This window comes from Pseudomonas sp. GD04058, from assembly GCF_029836855.1.
Taxonomy (GTDB): domain Bacteria; phylum Pseudomonadota; class Gammaproteobacteria; order Pseudomonadales; family Pseudomonadaceae; genus Aquipseudomonas; species Aquipseudomonas bharatica.
Window position 1 is genome coordinate 70,931 of the sequence record NZ_JAOECN010000011.1, and the last position, 15,958, is coordinate 86,888.

General features: G+C 65.5%; 17 protein-coding genes. 12 read left to right on the forward strand and 5 right to left on the reverse strand.

Features of this window, described 5'->3' with window-relative positions:
* Positions 1-96 precede the first annotated feature (96 nt).
* Entirely contained in the window at positions 97-546 is a 450-nt protein-coding gene (locus N7650_RS12215; RefSeq protein WP_009394601.1) for a hypothetical protein, read from the reverse strand.
* Positions 547-685: 139 nt separating this feature from the next.
* On the opposite strand from N7650_RS12215, the gene pvdM reads away from it, so the two are divergent.
* The 11 genes from pvdM to N7650_RS12270 all read left to right on the forward strand — a co-directional run bounded on the left by pvdM (position 686) and on the right by N7650_RS12270 (position 10,665).
* The gene (gene pvdM / locus N7650_RS12220; protein WP_009394600.1) at positions 686-2,038 is read left to right on the forward strand and encodes a pyoverdine-tailoring dipeptidase-like protein PvdM; all 1,353 of its coding nucleotides are present in this window, start codon (positions 686-688) and stop codon (positions 2,036-2,038) included.
* A 17-nt stretch (positions 2,039-2,055) separates the two neighbouring features.
* Entirely contained in the window at positions 2,056-3,342 is a 1,287-nt protein-coding gene (locus tag N7650_RS12225; RefSeq protein ID WP_009394599.1) for an aminotransferase class V-fold PLP-dependent enzyme, read from the forward strand.
* 14 nt (positions 3,343-3,356) lie between these two features.
* Positions 3,357-4,217 carry a formylglycine-generating enzyme family protein gene (locus tag N7650_RS12230; protein ID WP_009394597.1) on the forward strand — a complete coding sequence of 287 codons (861 nt, stop codon included), beginning with the start codon at positions 3,357-3,359 and terminating at the stop codon, positions 4,215-4,217.
* A gap of 312 nt (positions 4,218-4,529) precedes the next feature.
* Positions 4,530-5,732: a PepSY domain-containing protein gene (locus N7650_RS12235; RefSeq protein WP_009394589.1), complete on the forward strand. Its 1,203-nt coding sequence runs from the start codon at positions 4,530-4,532 to the stop codon at positions 5,730-5,732.
* On the forward strand, positions 5,729-6,274 hold the full coding sequence (locus N7650_RS12240) for a thiamine pyrophosphate-binding protein (RefSeq protein ID WP_279898405.1): 546 nt from the start codon (positions 5,729-5,731) through the stop codon (positions 6,272-6,274). The genes N7650_RS12235 and N7650_RS12240 overlap by 4 nt, the downstream gene beginning before the upstream one ends.
* Positions 6,271-6,594 carry a hypothetical protein gene (locus N7650_RS12245; RefSeq protein WP_279898407.1) on the forward strand — a complete coding sequence of 108 codons (324 nt, stop codon included), beginning with the start codon at positions 6,271-6,273 and terminating at the stop codon, positions 6,592-6,594. The genes N7650_RS12240 and N7650_RS12245 overlap by 4 nt, the downstream gene beginning before the upstream one ends.
* Positions 6,591-7,157: a DUF6162 family protein gene (locus tag N7650_RS12250; RefSeq protein ID WP_279898409.1), complete on the forward strand. Its 567-nt coding sequence runs from the start codon at positions 6,591-6,593 to the stop codon at positions 7,155-7,157. The genes N7650_RS12245 and N7650_RS12250 overlap by 4 nt, the downstream gene beginning before the upstream one ends.
* 16 nt (positions 7,158-7,173) lie before the next feature.
* Positions 7,174-8,088, forward strand: coding sequence for a metal ABC transporter substrate-binding protein (locus N7650_RS12255; protein ID WP_279898410.1), 915 nt, complete (start codon positions 7,174-7,176; stop codon positions 8,086-8,088).
* Positions 8,085-8,834, forward strand: a complete 750-nt coding sequence (locus N7650_RS12260; protein ID WP_279898412.1) for a metal ABC transporter ATP-binding protein — start codon at positions 8,085-8,087, stop codon at positions 8,832-8,834. Before N7650_RS12255 ends, N7650_RS12260 begins: the two co-directional genes overlap by 4 nt.
* Positions 8,834-9,733 carry a metal ABC transporter permease gene (locus N7650_RS12265; protein WP_009394575.1) on the forward strand — a complete coding sequence of 300 codons (900 nt, stop codon included), beginning with the start codon at positions 8,834-8,836 and terminating at the stop codon, positions 9,731-9,733. Before N7650_RS12260 ends, N7650_RS12265 begins: the two co-directional genes overlap by 1 nt.
* Complete coding sequence (locus N7650_RS12270) at positions 9,730-10,665, forward strand: zinc ABC transporter substrate-binding protein (RefSeq protein ID WP_279898415.1); 936 nt, start codon at positions 9,730-9,732, stop codon at positions 10,663-10,665. Before N7650_RS12265 ends, N7650_RS12270 begins: the two co-directional genes overlap by 4 nt.
* Before the next feature lie 92 nt (positions 10,666-10,757).
* Here the strand turns inward: N7650_RS12270 and N7650_RS12275 are convergent, their stop codons facing one another.
* The 4 genes from N7650_RS12275 to N7650_RS12290 form a co-directional block, all read right to left on the reverse strand.
* Positions 10,758-11,843 (reverse strand): DUF1615 domain-containing protein, encoded by a 1,086-nt coding sequence (locus N7650_RS12275; protein WP_347815651.1) that lies wholly within the window; start codon positions 11,841-11,843, stop codon positions 10,758-10,760.
* On the reverse strand, positions 11,840-12,391 hold the full coding sequence (locus N7650_RS12280) for a hydrolase (RefSeq protein ID WP_009394571.1): 552 nt from the start codon (positions 12,389-12,391) through the stop codon (positions 11,840-11,842). Before N7650_RS12280 ends, N7650_RS12275 begins: the two co-directional genes overlap by 4 nt.
* A gap of 143 nt (positions 12,392-12,534) precedes the next feature.
* Entirely contained in the window at positions 12,535-13,863 is a 1,329-nt protein-coding gene (locus N7650_RS12285; RefSeq protein WP_279898418.1) for an endonuclease/exonuclease/phosphatase family protein, read from the reverse strand.
* 17 nt (positions 13,864-13,880) lie between these two features.
* Complete coding sequence (locus N7650_RS12290; RefSeq protein ID WP_009394568.1) at positions 13,881-14,744, reverse strand: hypothetical protein; 864 nt, start codon at positions 14,742-14,744, stop codon at positions 13,881-13,883.
* Between the two features lie 203 nt (positions 14,745-14,947).
* Here N7650_RS12290 and N7650_RS12295 point away from each other — a divergent pair, with 203 nt between their 5' ends.
* Positions 14,948-15,952, forward strand: coding sequence for an ABC transporter substrate-binding protein (locus tag N7650_RS12295; RefSeq protein ID WP_009394566.1), 1,005 nt, complete (start codon positions 14,948-14,950; stop codon positions 15,950-15,952).
* Positions 15,953-15,958 lie beyond the last annotated feature (6 nt).

Here is a 15,958-nt window from a genome sequence, read left to right on the forward strand (position 1 = left end):
GCGATTTGGCCCGACCTGACACCATCATTGCCCAAGCCGCCTCATCGCTGGCAAGCCAGCTCCCACAGGGTTTTGTGTCAGCCCTGACTGCTGGCTTCAGGCAGTGGTATCGACGCTATTCCCCGAAGTACTGCTCCCCGACTCGGTCAGCGCCGCCAGCAGTGCGGCATTGGCCTGCAACAACTGGCCGGTAGTCGCCGCCACCGCCGCCTGGGCTGAGGCGATGCGGGTCTGCTTGATGGTGTCTTCCTGATCGCTGGCCATGGCTTCCTGCAGTTCTTTCTGCTGCTGGGCCAGTTGCTTCTGCAATTCCTTCACCCGTTCGCGCAGCAGCTTGACTTCATTTGACTCGCTGGTGGTCTGCGCCGTCTTTTCCGACGCCGTGGGCGCTGCCGCGCCGCCGCTGCGTACTGCCGACAGATCGCCTCGCACACTGCCCTCCGGCACCGCCGATGGATCGGAAGCGACGTTGGTCTTGTTGGTCACGCTGCTGAGGTTGCCGTTGATCGACAGGTTCGATGCCAGGGCTTTGAGGTAATCGGCCATGAAAATTAACGTCCTGAAATAAGAGATCCGAACAGGGCATCGGCCGTTGCACATAAACCTTTAACCCGTTCTCCCTGCGTAAATTTCCTCGCCGCTTCTTCGTTCTTCCCCTGACACCTCAATCGCGACCGAGATGGCAATGACCAAACCCCGCTCCCGCAAAGCCCTGTTCATCGGCCTGCCGCTGGTCCTGGCGCTCGGCCTCGGCGCCGCTGCCGCCGGCTGGCTGTACTGGAAGAACGACGCCGGCTACCCGCGCAAGATCGTCGAGCAGGCCAACGCCCTGCACGAGCACATGATTTCCTTCGACAGCCATATCACCGTGCCCCTGGACTTCGGCAGCGCCGGGCGCGAGGCGGACAAGGACGGACCGGGCCAGTTCGACCTGGTCAAGGCCGGGCGCGGCCGGCTGTCCGGCGCGGCGCTGACCATCTTCGGCTGGCCGGAACTGTGGAACGGCCCCAATGCTCCGCACCGACCGACCCCGGGCTTCGTCGACGAGGCCCGGCACCAGCAGGAAGTGCGCTACAGGATCATCACCGGCATGGTCCGCGATTTCCCCAACCAGGTCGGCATCGCCTATACCCCCGACGACTTCCGCCGCCTGCACGGCGAAGGCAAGTTCGCCATTTTCATCAGCATGCTCAACGCCTACCCGCTGGGCGATGACCTGGACCAGCTGGACCTGTGGACCGCCCGCGGCATGCGCATGTTCGGCTTCAACTACGTGGGCAACAACGACTGGTCCGACTCGTCGCGGCCACTGCCGTTCTTCAACGACACCGCCGACGCCCTCGGCGGCCTGGCGCCTATCGGCAAGCAGGCGGTGACCCGGCTCAACGACCTCGGGGTCATCATCGACGTGTCGCAGATGTCCACCCTCGCCCTGGAACAGGTCGCCCGCCTCAGCCGCGCGCCGCTGGTGGCCTCGCACTCGGCACCGCGGGCGCTGGTGGATATCCCGCGCAACCTCAGCGACAAGGAACTGCAACTGATCAAGGACAGCGGCGGCGTAGTGCAGATCGTCGGCTTCCCGACCTACCTCAAGCCCCTGAGCAAGCCGACCCTGGACAAGCTCGAGGCATTGCGCGCGCGCTTCGACCTGCAGCCGCTCGACGGCCTGGCCAACGCGCTGATGCCCGGCGACGCGGTGATCGCCATCTGGCCCGAAGCGCGCTTCGGCGACTACGCCAGCAATCTTTACGGCATCGTCGACAAGGAACCCAAGGCCGGGCTGAAAGAGTTCGGCGACGCCATCGACTATGCGGTGAAGAAGATCGGCATCGACCATGTCGGCATCGCCTCCGACTTCAACGACGGCGGCGGCCTGGACGGCTGGAAGGACGTCAGCGAGATCCGCAACATCACCGCCGAGCTGCTGACCCGCGGCTACAGCGAGGCGGACATCGCCAAGCTATGGGGCGGCAACTTCCTGCGGGTCTGGGAACAGGTGCAGAAAAGCGCCCGCCCCGTGGCTGCCGTTACCCCTTGAACCGGACCGCCCCCGACATGAACGATCGCCGCACCTTTCTCAAGCAGGCCGCCATCCTGGGTGCCGGCCTGCCGCTGGCCAGTTCGCTGGCCAAGGCTGCCGAAAAACCTGCCGGCATGCCGCTGTTGCAGGGGCCGGACAAATGGCGGCGCCTGCGCGAGCTGTTTCCCCTGGACCCGGACACCGCACACTTCGCCAACTTCCTGATCACCGCCCATCCGCGCCCGGTGCAGGAGGCCATCGACCATTACCGCCGCGAGATCGACCGCAACCCGGCGGCGCTGATGGACTGGGAGAGCCAGTACGAATGGCAGCGCGAGGGCGAGGTCCGTGACTGGGCCGCGCGCTACCTGGAAGTGCGGCCGCGGCAGATCGCCCTGACCGGCAGCACCACCGAGGGCCTGGGCATGATCTACGGCGGCCTGCAGGTGGGCGCCGACCAGGAAATCCTCACCACCGAGCACGAGCATTATTCCACCCACAGGACCCTGGCCTTTCGCGCCCGCCGCCAGGGCACCCAGGTACGCAAGCTGCGCCTGTTCAGGAACCCGTGGGAGATTTCCAAGGACCAGGTGCTCACCACCATCGACCAGGCCATCCGCCCGCAAACCCGCGTCCTCGGCATGACCTGGGTGCATTCCGGCAGCGGCGTGAAGCTGCCGGTGGGCGAAATCGGCGAGATCGTCCGCCGGCACAACCGCGACCGTGACGAGCACAACCGGATCATCTACGTGGTGGACGGTGTGCACGGCTTCGGCGTGGACAACCAGCGCTTCGCCGACTTCAATTGCGACTACTTCATCTCCGGCGTGCATAAATGGATGTTCGGCCCGCGCGGCACCGGGCTGATCTGCGCCGCCTCGGAACAGATGGGGCCGTTGGTGCCGACCTTCGCCACCTTCTCCCAGGACGAGGACTTCGCCACCACCATGACCCCGGGCGGCTACCACGCCTTCGAACATCGCTGGGCCATGGGCAAGGCCTTCGAACTGCACCTGCAACTGGGCAAGGCCGAGGTCCAGGCGCGCATCCACCAGCTCAACGACCGCCTCAAGGCACGTTTGCTGGAGCACCGGCAGATCCAGCTGGTAACTCCGCGCAGCAGCGAGTTTTCCGCCGGTTTCACCTTCTTCCGTATCAAGGACCGCGACCCGGACGCCATCGCCGCGTACCTGGCGGACAACAAGGTGATGTCCGACGCGGTGAACCGCGATGTCGGCCCGGTGATCCGCCTGGCCCCGGGCCTGCTCAACGACGAGCAGGAAATCGACCGGGCCATGGCCCTGCTGATCAAGAAACTCTGAAGGAAAGCCTTGCGATGACTCCTGTCCTGTTCCGCCTCACCCTGACCGCCCTGCTCGGCTCCGCCAGCCTGCCCGCCCTGGCGGCCGGCGACCAGCCCGGTACGGTGTTTCGCGACTGCAAGACCGCTTGCCCGGAAATGGTCGTGCTGCCCGCCGGCAGCTACATGATGGGCACCCCGGACGACGAGCTGGGACGCCAGCCGGATGAAGGCCCGCTGCACCAGGTGACCTTCGCCAGGCCCTTCGCCATTAGCCGTTTCCAGGTCACGGCCGGGGAATGGGATGCGTATATCCGTGAGTCCGGGGTGAAGATCGCCGATGGCGACACCCGCCCGGGTCGCGAGTGCAAGGCCAGCAAGCCGCGCTACAAGCAAGGCCCGAAACAGCCGGCGGTGTGCATGGACTATCACGATATCGAAGCCTATGTGGCCTGGCTGTCGAAGAAGACCGGCAAGCACTACCGCATGGTCAGCGAAGCCGAGCGCGAATATGCCGCGCGCGGCGGCAGCACCGGGCCCTTCCCGTTCCCGCTGGACCCGGACGCCGAGTACGAGATCAGCCAGCACGCCAACGTGTACGGGCCGAAGGACGGCTACAGCTACACATCGCCGGCAGGCAGCTATCCGCCCAACGATTTCGGCGTGTACGACATGCACGGCAATGTCTATGAGTTCGTTGCCGACTGCCATCACGACAGCTACGTCGGCGCGCCGAGCGATGGCAGCGCGTGGAAGGAGCCGGGCTGCAAGGTGGTGCAGATCCGCGGCAATGACTGGGGCGAAGCGCCGATCTTCTCGCGCTCGGGGAACCGCAATAACGTGTACATCACTACCCGTGGGGACTGGCTCGGGTTCCGGGTGATCCGCGAGCTCTAAGGTCTGCACCGTCCCCTGTGGGAGCTGGCTTGCCAGCGATGAGGCCAGTTCGGGCAATGAAGCTGTCTGATCGGGCCCTATCGCTGCGGTGCGGCGGTCCGACAAGCCAGCTCCCACAGGGTCTGTGTTGTCCCACCACTATCGGGAGGTCCACAGTCAGCACATCAGTCCATCGGGAGCTGCCCGAAACCTGCCCATGAATTATTTACTTACATATTCCTGCGCAGGTTTTCGATTCTCATTCGTCCTTACAAGTGCAGCCCTCGGTTGAGCATCGGCTCGACCCCACTTTTTACGAACAAGACTGATGCAATGGCCCAACAATCGAAAAAGTCCAAATCCAGGTTGTGGTTCCTGGTCCACAGCTGGCTTGCCCTGCCCATCTGGTTCTTCGTGCTGATCGTCTGCGTCACCGGCACCCTGGCCGTGGTCAGCCAGGAAATCGTCTGGCTGGCCAACCCCGATGTGCGCGCCAGCAAACCGAACGACGATGCCGAGCGCCTGAGCTTCCAGCAGGTCCTCGATGCCTTGAAGCAGGCCGAGCCGGACATGGCCGTGCGCTACATCAGCCAGCCGGACGGTTCGCACTTCGCCCTGAACGCCGCCGTGACCTTCCCCGACGGCACCGCGCCGATCCTCTATGTGAACCCCTATACCGGGGCGATCCAGGGCAAGAGCCCGGACTTCAACTTCGAAGGCTTTACCCGTGCCCTGCACGGCTGGTGGCTGGTGCCCTTCACCAATGGCTACAGCTGGGGCTGGTACCTGGTGTCGCTGCTCGGCCTGCCGATGCTGGCGTCGCTGGTCACCGGGCTGGTGGTCTACAAGCGTTTCTGGAAGGGCTTTTTCAAACCGACCCTGCGTTTCAACCACGGCGCGCGGATCTTCTGGGGCGACTTCCATCGCTTGAGCGGCATCTGGTCGATCTGGTTCATCGCGGTGATTTCCATCACCGGCACCTGGTTCCTGATCCAGGCACTCCTCGCCGACAACCACATCACCCTTTCCACCGAGCCGATCACTCCGGTGATCGCTCGCGAAGACGTGCCGCTGTCGGACAGCAAGGCCCCGGTACCGCGCATCGACCTCGACGAAGCCACGCGCATCGCCACCACGCAGGTCCCCGGCCTGGACGTGACCTTCGCCCAACTGCCGTCCAATGCCTACGGCCACATCTACCTGGGCGGCCGCGGCTGGTATCCGCTGATGTTCCAGACCGCCAGCGTCAACCCCTACACACGCAAGGTCGACGCCTCGTTCCTGGTCGGCGACCGCTCGGCCCTGGAGTTCGTCACCGAATCCATGCGCCCGCTGCATACCGGTGACTTCGGCGGGCTCGCCATCAAGCTGATCTGGGCCTTCTTCGGCCTGCTGCTGTCGATGATGGTGCTCAGCGGCCTGCTGATCTGGACCAAGCGCACCGCCCAGGCCACCGCCGCCGCCCTCAAGCGTGCCGACAGGACGCCGAGGGCAACCAAGGTCACCGGCGAAGCCGCCACGGAGATGCAGCCATGAGCCAGGCCCGCGACGCTGTCGCCACACCGAGCCCGCTGAAACGGTGGTGGCTGAAATGGCGCTTCCACCTGAACATCCTGCTGTTGCTGATTCCCCTCGGCTTCATGCCCAAGTACTTCGCCGACGCGAAAATGTTCCGCGGCGAAAGCGGCCTCGGCGCTAACCCGATCGAAAACATCGCCGTCGGCCCATGGAGCATCAGCCTTTCCGAACTGCTCGCCGAAGCCCCGCGCCAGGACGGCCCGGCCGGTTACTTCAAGGCCTTCAACGCCTCGCTGTGCAGCTCCTGCGGCAGCGAGGTCAAGGCCGCCTACCTGCGCATCGGCAAGCCGCGCAGCCTGCGCGCCGCCGGCACCATCTTCTTCGGCAACCCGCACCGCATGAGCACCAGCCTGCCGGTACCCGCGCGCACCCGCGCCGACGCCGAACTGTGGATCACCCTCGAAGGCTGGGACGGCAGCCTGCACCAGACCTCGGTCCCCCTGGCCAAGGCATCACCTGCCACCCTCGCCTGGCTGAACAAACAAGGAGGCAAACCATGATCTTCAAAGCCGGCAGGCGCGTCCTGCCCCTGTTGCTGCTGGCCTGCGCCGGCCCTGCCCTGGCGCACAACCCGATGTGCCAGTGCGAGCCGGTCGATGGCGAACGGATCAAATGCACCGGCGGCTTCTCCGACGGCAGCGGCGCGCCGGGGGTGACCCTGGATGTGATCGGCTACGACGAGACGGTGCTGGTACCCGGCAAGCTCGGCGACGACTCGACCCTGACTTTCAAGCGCCCGGACGGTGAGTTCTACGTGCTGTTCGATGCCGGCCCCGGCCATGTGGTGGAAATCGACCATGCCGACATTGGTGAACCATGAGCCAGGTCCAGGTGGTACGACCGGCCGGTGCCGGACATGAAACCCTCTATGTGGCGCTGGTCGCCCTGTTGATCCTGGCGCTGGCCGCCGCCGTGGTCGGCCTGCGCGGCGAGCGCGAGGACGAGACCCGGGTCGAGGCCCACCAACTGGATGCCCGGCTTGATCTCAATGCTGCCGAGCAAGGCATCTACACCGATTTGCGGGTGGCCTTCGACGAGATCCAGGCGCGCCGCGATGAAGAGCCCGGCCTGGCCAGCGTCGAACTGCTGGCCGAGGAAGGCTTCGCGCCCTTCGTCGCCGATGCCAGCAGTGTTACCCGCGGTGCCCACCAGTGGCGCCAGCTCAACGCCGCTTATGTCGGCCTGACCGCGAAACCGGACACCGCCGGCAGCTTCGTCCTGCTGGTGCCCGAGGCCCACGACGGCGCAGCCGATGTCTGGCTGAGCCGCGAGGCCGCGCCCACCCTGCCCGCCGAACTGACCGCCAGCGCCCTGCAGGCCGCCGGCTGGAAACAGATCGCCACCCATTACGACGCCGGTGTCACCCGCCAGCATCAGCACTGACCCGCAAGGAATGCCCATGCTCCGTTCCGTTGTCCTCCGAGTCCTCAGCCTGTTCGTCGCCGTGGCCCTGCCCACCCTGGCCTTCGCCGAAAACGGCAAGCCGCTGCGCATCGGCATCACCCTGCATCCCTACTACAGCTACGTCAGCAATATCGTTGGCGACCGCGCTGAAGTAGTGCCGCTGATTCCGGCCGGTTTCAATCCCCATGCCTACGAACCGCGGGCCGACGATATCAAGCGCATCGGCACGCTTGATGTGATCGTGCTCAACGGTGTCGGCCACGACGATTTCGCCGACCGCATGATCGCCGCCAGCGAAAGGCCCGGCATCGCGACCATCGAATCCAACGCCAACGTGCCACTGCTGGCCGCCACCGGCATCGCTGCCCGTGGCGCCGGCAAGGTGGTCAACCCGCACACCTTCCTGTCGATCAGCGCCAGCATCGCCCAGGTCAACAATATCGCCCGCGAGCTGGGCAAGCTGGACCCGGACAACGCCAGGTTCTACACCCAGAACGCCCGCGACTACGCCAAGCGCCTGCGCAAGCTGCGCGCCGATGCCCTGGCGCAACTGACCGAAGCGCCGAACCCGTCGTTCCGCGTCGCCACCATCCATGCCGCCTACGACTACCTGGTGCGCGAGTTCGGCCTGGAAGTCACTGCGGTGGTGGAACCTGCCCACGGTATCGAACCGAGCCCGGCGCAACTGAAGAAGACCATCGACCAGTTGCATGCCCTGGACGTCAAGGTGATCTTCTCCGAGATGGATTTCCCGTCCGCCTATGTCGAGACCATCCAGCGCGAAGCAGGGGTCAAGCTCTACCCGTTGACCCATATCTCCTACGGCGAATACACCAAGGAGAAATACGAAGTGGAAATGAAGCGCAACCTCGACACCGTGGTCCGCGCGATCAAGGAGAACCAGGCATGACCGTGGCCGAACCCGTCCTCGCCGCGCCCTGCGGGCCGTCCATCGAGTTCGACGGCATCGACCTGACCCTTGGCCGCACGCGGATCCTCGACCAGGTGCGATTCCAGGTCGCGGCCGGCAGCGTGCACGCTATCGTCGGCCCCAACGGAGGCGGCAAGAGCTCGCTGATCAAGACCCTGCTCGGGCAGATGCCGCACCAGGGCCGCCTGGCCCTGACCTGGCCGGACGCAGCCCGGGTGATCGGCTATGTGCCCCAGGCCCTGGAATTCGACCGTGGCCTGCCGATGACCGTGGATGACTTCATGGCCGCGATGTGCCAGCGCACCCCGGCGTTCCTCGGCCTGTCCAGACGCGTGTCGCCGGCCATCGACGCGGCTCTGGCCCGGGTCGGCATGCAGGACAAGCGCAAGCGGCGCATGGGCGCCCTGTCCGGCGGCGAGCGCCAGCGCGTGCTGCTGGCCCAGGGTCTGATCCCGGCGCCGCAATTGCTGGTACTGGATGAACCCATGTCGGCGCTGGACGAAGCCGGTATCCAGGTGTTCGAGCGCCTGCTCGGCGAATGGCGCCAGGCCGGGACCACGGTGCTATGGATCGAGCACGACCTGCAAGCCGTGTCCCGCCTGGCCGACCGCGTCACCGGCCTGAGCCGCCGGGTGCTGTTCGACGCACCGCCCAGGGAAGCCCTGACCCCCGAGCGCCTGCTCGGCCTGTTCTCCATCCACCCGCGCAGCGAGAGCACCACCTGATGAACTACGAAGAATTCCGCCTGCTGATCCAGGGCTGGGCCAGCGCCGGCTACCTGCCCGAAGCCCTGGCCTATGGCTTCGTGGTCAATGCTCTGCTCGCCGGGCTGATGATCGGCCCGGTGCTGGGCGGCCTCGGCACCCTGGTGGTGGTCAAGCGCTTCGCCTTCTTCTCCGAGGCCGTTGGCCATGCGGCGCTGACCGGCGTGGCCATCGGCATCCTGCTCGGCGAGCCCTACACCGGCCCCTATGGCAGCCTGTTCGGCTACTGCCTGCTGTTCGGCATCCTGCTCAACTACCTGCGCAACCGCACCGGACTGTCGCCGGACACCCTGATCGGCGTATTCCTCTCGGTATCCCTGGCCCTGGGGGCGAGCCTGCTGCTGATGCTGGCGGGCAAGATCAACGTGCACATCCTGGAGAACGTGCTGTTCGGCTCGGTGCTGACGGTCAGCGGGCAGGACCTGGTGGTGCTCGGCATCGTCGCCGGCCTGGTGCTGGCCCTGGCCCTGCCGCTGTACAACCGCATCATGCTGGCCAGCTTCAACCCGCAACTGGCGGCAGTACGCGGAGTGGCGGTGAAGCGCCTGGACTACCTGTTCGTGGTGCTGGTGACCCTGGTCACGGTGGCGGCGGTGAAAGTCATCGGCGCCATCCTGGTCGGTGCCCTGCTGGTGATTCCGGCGGCAGCGGCGCGGCTGGTCAGCCAGTCGCTAAAAGGCTTCTTCTTCGCCTCGGTACTGATCGCCACCTTCAGCACCCTGATCGGCATTCTCCTGCCTATCGTCTTCGACCTGCCGGTACCTTCGGGCGCAGCGATCATCCTGGTCGCCGGCAGCTTCTTCGCCCTCGCCGCGCTGGCGCGCGGCCTGGTTCCACGCCTGCAAGGAAACCCGGCATGACTGCAAACCTCAAGCACCTGAGCCTGGCCGTGCTGCTGGCCGGCCTGCCCTTCGCCGCCCTTCCCCTCGACGTCCAGGCCCGGGACACGGCGAAACCTGCCGTGCAGCAACAGGCCGCCGTCACCGTGCTGGCCTCGCTGCCGGTGACCTACGGCCTCGGCAGCCTGCTGCTCGATGGCACCTCGGTGAAGCTGGTGCGCGCCGCGCCGGAAAACCTCCCGGCCACGCGCCAGCCGTCGTACTTCAGTGGTCGTGGCGCGACCAGCCTGCAAAAGGCAGCGACCAAGGCCGATGCCGTGATCGGCCTGCGCTCGATATGGAGTGACGATCCGCTGTACCCGGTGGCACGCCGCAGCAATATCCGCATCGTCGAGATCGACGCCGCGCACCCGGTGGACGGCGCCCTGCCAGGCATCGCGGTACAGGGCGACAACGTGTTTGCCGGCTACCCCTGGCTGAACCCGACCAACCTGGGGCGCATGGCCGATGTGCTGGCCAACGATCTCGGGCGCCTGTCGCCGGCCGACCACGAGAAGATCCAGGCCAACCTGGCCGGGCTCAAGCGCCAGCTGCTCGACCTCTCTGCCGCCAGCGAGGCGAAGCTGGCCGAGGCGGACAACCTGAGCGTGGTCAACCTGTCGGATCGACTGGGGTATCTGGTGGGTGGCTTGAACCTTGACCTGATCGATCACCCGCAAGTGGCCGATGACCAATGGACGGCGGAGCAGCTCAAGCAACTGGGTGACGAGTTGAAAGGGCAGGATGTGGCACTGGTGCTGCATCACAAGCAGCCGGTGCAGGCGGTGGTGGAGGTAATTGCCGCGTCGGGGGCGAGGCTGGTGGTGGTGGATACCGATGCGCCCGACAGCGTGTCCGGGTTGAAGGCCGGGGTGGAGCAGGTGGTGGGGGCCTTGGCTGCAGGCAAATCCTGAGTAGGACCTTGAGTGCCTCATCGCTGGCAAGCCAGCTCCCACAGTACTCTGACCCTGTGGGAGCTGGCTTGCCAGCGATGAGGCCCGAAAGATCACCGCTTCATGCAGCGCTGATATCGCTCATCCACCCGATTGGCGAACCATGCCGTGGTCAGTTGCCGGGTGATCTTCGGACTTTCCAGCCTGATCCCCGGCAACACTTCCCGGGCTACCCGCTTGCCCGCCGCCTTGTCCGCCAGGGCGAACACCTGCTGGTACAGGCGGGTCGCCTCGAAGTCCTGGCTATCAGCCTTTTCCAGTTGCGCGCGAATGGTCGGGTTGCGCATGCCGAAGCGCTCGCCCAGCATGCGCGCCGCCTTCTCGGTGCTCCCCGGCAGCAGCGAGCCGTGGGCGATGAGGTCGCCATCCAGCGCCAGCTTCACCCCGGTCACCCGGCTCAGCGCCGCCTGGAACGCCGCGTTGCGGCTCGCATACCAGCCCGCGTTGAAATCGGCGAAGCGGTACAACGGTCGCGGGTAATTGGCCGGATAGCCAAGCAAATGGGCGGTACCGAAGTACATGCCGCCGCGCCGGGTAAAGACTTCCTGGCGCACGCTGCCGTCATGGTCGTAGGGGTAGTCGCGGGCATGGCGCTCGGCGAAGTCGATGCTGACCTGCATCGGCCCGCCGGTACGCACCGGGTTGAAACCGCCAAGCAGGGTGCGGCCCAGGGGTAGCGACCCGGTCAGTTCGTCGTACAGGCCGCTCAGTTCACGCTCGCTGCGCACGGCGGCAAGCCGCTGGTTCCAGGTCTTGCCGTTGGGCGAGCGGGTATCCAGGGCGGCATTGACCAATGCTTTTGGAACGAATGCCTTGGCCGCACGACGATCGATTTCCTCGCGGGCGATACGGCCGAGGTTGGGCACCTGCGGGTCGGCGCTGAAGGTGGATTCCTGCTCGGTCACGGCCAGAACGGCACAGATATTCGACTGGCTGGGATCGAGCTTCTGGCTGGTCAGGGCGACCTGGATATCCCGCGCCCAGCCCTGGCGGTCACTGACATTGGCCGGCAGGAGCGCGGCGACCTTGTCGCGAACCTGTGCGTCCGACAGCCTGGGCTCCTGGCTGGTGCGCGTACCGACGCAACCGGCCAGCAGTGCCAGGAGTGCAAACGGCAGCCAGCGCGCCGGGCCTTTCAGGGTTGCTCCCCGACCAGGAAGGTCTTGCTGAGGATGCGGAATTTCTCGTGGCTGGAGCTGCGCATCAGTTCGAACAGCACCATCTCGCGGGTGACGATCTGCGCCCCGGCCCCGCGCATGCGTTCCAGGCCTGCGACCTTGCTTTCAACGGTACGGCTGTCGCAGGCATCGGCGACGACGAACACCTGCTTGCCGCTTTCCAGCAGCTCGAATACGGTCTGCAGCACGCAGACATGGGTCTCCATGCCACAGACGATCACCTGCTCGCGGGCCAGCAGCGAGGCCGGCAGGCACTCGCCGGCGACGCAGGAGAAGTGCAGCTTTTCCACCACCTGCGCCTGCGGTGCCGCTTCCAGCAGGCTGGCCACGGTCGGGCCAAGGCCCTTCGGATACTGCTCGGAGATCACCGTGGGCAGACCCAGTTCGGCGGTGGCAGCGAGCAGCCAGCGGGTCCGCGCCAGGGTTCCGGCGGGATCGCTCACCGCGCCGATGAGTTTTTCCTGGACATCGATGACCAGCAGCGTGGCGCGGGAAGCGTCGATCAGCATATGTGGGGTTCCTTGCAGGGGGAAATGGGTTCGACTATGCGACGGCGGGTGGGTTATGGCAACCGCAGGCGGATTGCTCGGGGATTGATGTGGTTGCTACTGGCCTCATCGCTGCGGTGCGGCCGGTAGCAACACAGAGACTCTTAACTGAAGCGGATCACATAACTCACCGGCAAATGATCCGAAGGCCCCGGCACATCCACCACCCCGGGCTCGATCGGCTCGGTACTGCCATTGACCACCGCATAATCGAGCATGGTCACCGCCCCGGTGCTCGGGTGGGTGTTGTCGCTGGCCGGCTCGATCCGCGCCAGGTCCTGCGGCGAGACCCAGTTGCCCTGCGTCGGGTCGCGATTGAAGTCTCCCAGCAGTACATAGGGCGTGTCGGTGTGCCAGCTGACTTCGCGCAGCATCCGCGGGGCATTCGAGCCGCCGCCGGACAGGGCGTGGAAGTTGTACACCGTGACCTCCTCGCTGAACGCCGTCGCCCCCGCTGCGCGCCGGCGCAAGCGCACGCCCAGGGCCGGGCGGGCCACCGGCAGGCTGCCGGACTCGACCACGCCATCGGCGATCAGCAGCACTTCACGCACGTCCACGCGCACATCGGCACGCAGCACCAGCGCCAGGTTGACCCGCAGGCGCTGCACATCGAGGAAATACACCTGGTATGCCTCCGGCCGCGCCAGGGTGCCGGCCTGCCACAGGTATTGCTCTACCACCTGCACAGTGCCGAACTGGTCCGGCACATCCAGGCGCGTCACCAGTTGCGCCGAGGCTGGCGGCGTGCCCGCCTCCTGTACCGCCACCAGGTCATTGACCCGGGCCAGTTGCAGCAGGCGCGTGCGCCACTTGCTTTCGGCTGTGGCCGAGGTACCTTGCATGTTCCAGGTGGCCAGGCGCAATTCCAGGCCTGCCGCCGCCCCGCGCAAGCGGCCGATCTCAATCTGCGGCGAGCCGGCATGATCGCGAATCCGGCAGTGGTAATAGTCACGCAGGCCGCCCTGCAGGCGGATATGCGCATGCCAAGGGCCATAGACCGAACCGACGATGATCTGCAGAACGCGCAACGGCTCGCCAGCATCCAGCAGCAACGGCGCGCCCTCCGCCAGCAGGCCGTTCATGGTCAGCACGTAGTGCACCCGGTACACCACCAGCAACAGGGCAAAACCGTCCTGCGCCGAAGCCCGGCCCAGTGGCGCGATAAACGCCGGCTCGTGGTACAGGCGACGCAACAGCTCGCCCATGCGCTGGGCGAAACGGCTCTGCTGGTCATGATTGCCGCTGCGCATGTACTGCCGGGAAATCACGTAGGCCAGGTAGGACGCGCTGTCCCGGGCATTGGCCGGCGCCGTGGGCAGCAGTTCGACGATATCGCCGAGGATGACCTCCAGCTCGTTGAAGAACAGGTCGTCGGCTAGACCGACGATCAGGTGGCTGTCGATATAACGGCGGATCGGATTATCAACTGACATGAAACGAACCTCCGCAGTCAGGGCTGGCCGCGATACAGCACGTGGAGGACACCGTCGAGCACAGCCGCGCCGGGGCTTTTCGCCGCCCCCAGCTCGGTGCTGACGGTCGCCGGGCCAAGAACGTTGCCGTCGTAGGCGTACTGGTGGATGTCGTAGGCGGGGTAGCCCACCTTGTCGCTGAACAGCAGCTTGAGCAGTCCGTTGTGCACGACCCCCGCCGGTGAATGGTGGAAGTTATCGGCAAGCAGGAGACGACTGCGGGTCCAGTGCGTATCGCCATCGAACCTGATCAGGCGGAAGTCACCATCGACTTCCTTGTAGATCAGATGGATCAGTCCCTGATACGTGATCGCCAGGGGGCTGAGCCAGCTGCGCGCGGTGTTCTGGCCGTCGGTTTTCACATAGGCAGGCTTGGTCCACTCCTTGAGGTCGGTGGTCGAGCGGTGCAGGAGGTTGCTGCCGTCCGGGGTCTGGTAGAACAGATGCAGGCGTCCGGCAAGCACCGCCGCCGAAGCGGTCTCGGAGATGTTCATATCGGTCCAGTGGTCCAGCTCGAATTGCCCGCTGCCCGGGTTCAGGGTCATCAGCAAGGATTTGCCGAGCACTCCAGTAATCAGCAGGTGGACACGCTCGTTGAATACGAAGAGGGACGGCGTGAACTTGCTATGTACCTCGCCGATGGTCTTCGGTTCGCCCCAGTCCGCGATAGACGTGCGGGTGATGCACTTAATGGGCCCCGAACTGCCCGGCCCATCGACATAAACGCAATACAGGGTGCCCTGATGGCTGACCATCCGGCACGAGCCGTCGGTGAGCGCCGAGGTGGCGTAGGTGTTGTCGAGAATCCCGTGGGGGCTGACGCTGGCCCATAATTTGTGCATGTCGTGAATCCTGGAGGATTGTAGGTTCCGCCATTGCACCAGCCGCACAGCCTTCGGTCAGTCGGCAGCCTGCCCGCCGACACTCGGGAAGAGGCTCCGCAGCGAGCCGATTGGGGCCCGCTGCCGGTCCCGTGGTTCCAAGTGAGTCGCCGCGCCCGCGCCGCTGTCTACACTCAGCCCACCGTCATTCGAGCCCCATGCCTATGAAACGCCTGGCCCTGCTGTTCTGCTCCGCCCTGCTCTCCCTTGGCGCGCTGGCCGCGCCGAAGACGCCGATCCACTTCGGCGAGATCACCTGGGAAAGCGGCAGCTTCACCACCGAGGTGCTGCGCCTGATCGTCGAGCACGGCTACGGCTACCCCACCGACACATTGCCCGGTAGCACAGTGAGCATGGAGGTGGCGTTGGCGCGCAACGATATCCAGGTGATCGCCGAGGAGTGGGCTGGCCGTAGCCCGGCCTGGGTCAAGGCCGAGCAGGCCGGCCAGGTGTTCGCCCTGGGCGATACGGTCAAGCACGCCGATGAAGGCTGGTATGTACCGGAATTCGTGATCAAGGGCGACCCGGCCAAGGGTATCGAAGCCCTGGCGCCGGAGTTACGCGCGGTCACCGACCTGCAACGCTACGCCAAGGTCTTCGCCGATCCGGAGGCCCCGGGAAAAGGCCGCTTCCTCAACAGTCCCAGCGGCTGGACCTCGGAAATCGTCAACAGCCAGAAGCTCAAGGCCTATGGCCTGGACAGCCTGTACAACAATTTCCGCAGCGGCTCAGGTGCCGCGCTGGATGCGGAGGTCACCTCATCGATCCGCCGCGGCAAGCCGGTGCTGTTCTACTACTGGTCGCCCACCCCGCTGATGGGGCGCTTCAAGCTCGTACGTCTTGAAGAACCACCGTTCGACGAGCAAGCCTGGGCCACCCTGACCAACCCGGCCAACCCTGCGCCCAAGGGCAGCCGGTCGCTACCGGCCAGACTGTCCATCGGCGTATCGAAGGCCTTCCATGAGCAATATCCGGACCTGGTGGAGTTTTTCAACAAGGTCGACCTGCCCATCGAGACCCTCAACACGCTGCTGGCGCAGATGAGCGAACAACGCCAGGACCCGGCCGTAGCGGCACGGGCCTTCCTCAAGGAATATCCGCAGGTGTGGCAGCCGTGGCTGCCACAGGCGCAGCAGGACAAGGTCCGGGCGTACCTGGCGAAAAACTGAATGCCG

Bases quoted from the DNA above. Each gene is read 5' to 3' on its own strand.
- N7650_RS12215 (WP_009394601.1), bottom strand. From the start codon at position 546: ATGGCCGATTACCTCAAAGCCCTGGCATCGAACCTGTCGATCAACGGC.
- pvdM (WP_009394600.1), top strand. From the start codon at position 686: ATGACCAAACCCCGCTCCCGCAAAGCCCTGTTCATCGGCCTGCCGCTG.
- N7650_RS12225 (WP_009394599.1), top strand. From the start codon at position 2,056: ATGAACGATCGCCGCACCTTTCTCAAGCAGGCCGCCATCCTGGGTGCC.
- N7650_RS12230 (WP_009394597.1), top strand. From the start codon at position 3,357: ATGACTCCTGTCCTGTTCCGCCTCACCCTGACCGCCCTGCTCGGCTCC.
- N7650_RS12235 (WP_009394589.1), top strand. From the start codon at position 4,530: ATGGCCCAACAATCGAAAAAGTCCAAATCCAGGTTGTGGTTCCTGGTC.
- N7650_RS12240 (WP_279898405.1), top strand. From the start codon at position 5,729: ATGAGCCAGGCCCGCGACGCTGTCGCCACACCGAGCCCGCTGAAACGG.
- N7650_RS12245 (WP_279898407.1), top strand. From the start codon at position 6,271: ATGATCTTCAAAGCCGGCAGGCGCGTCCTGCCCCTGTTGCTGCTGGCC.
- N7650_RS12250 (WP_279898409.1), top strand. From the start codon at position 6,591: ATGAGCCAGGTCCAGGTGGTACGACCGGCCGGTGCCGGACATGAAACC.
- N7650_RS12255 (WP_279898410.1), top strand. From the start codon at position 7,174: ATGCTCCGTTCCGTTGTCCTCCGAGTCCTCAGCCTGTTCGTCGCCGTG.
- N7650_RS12260 (WP_279898412.1), top strand. From the start codon at position 8,085: ATGACCGTGGCCGAACCCGTCCTCGCCGCGCCCTGCGGGCCGTCCATC.
- N7650_RS12265 (WP_009394575.1), top strand. From the start codon at position 8,834: ATGAACTACGAAGAATTCCGCCTGCTGATCCAGGGCTGGGCCAGCGCC.
- N7650_RS12270 (WP_279898415.1), top strand. From the start codon at position 9,730: ATGACTGCAAACCTCAAGCACCTGAGCCTGGCCGTGCTGCTGGCCGGC.
- N7650_RS12280 (WP_009394571.1), bottom strand. From the start codon at position 12,391: ATGCTGATCGACGCTTCCCGCGCCACGCTGCTGGTCATCGATGTCCAG.
- N7650_RS12285 (WP_279898418.1), bottom strand. From the start codon at position 13,863: ATGTCAGTTGATAATCCGATCCGCCGTTATATCGACAGCCACCTGATC.
- N7650_RS12290 (WP_009394568.1), bottom strand. From the start codon at position 14,744: ATGCACAAATTATGGGCCAGCGTCAGCCCCCACGGGATTCTCGACAAC.
- N7650_RS12295 (WP_009394566.1), top strand. From the start codon at position 14,948: ATGAAACGCCTGGCCCTGCTGTTCTGCTCCGCCCTGCTCTCCCTTGGC.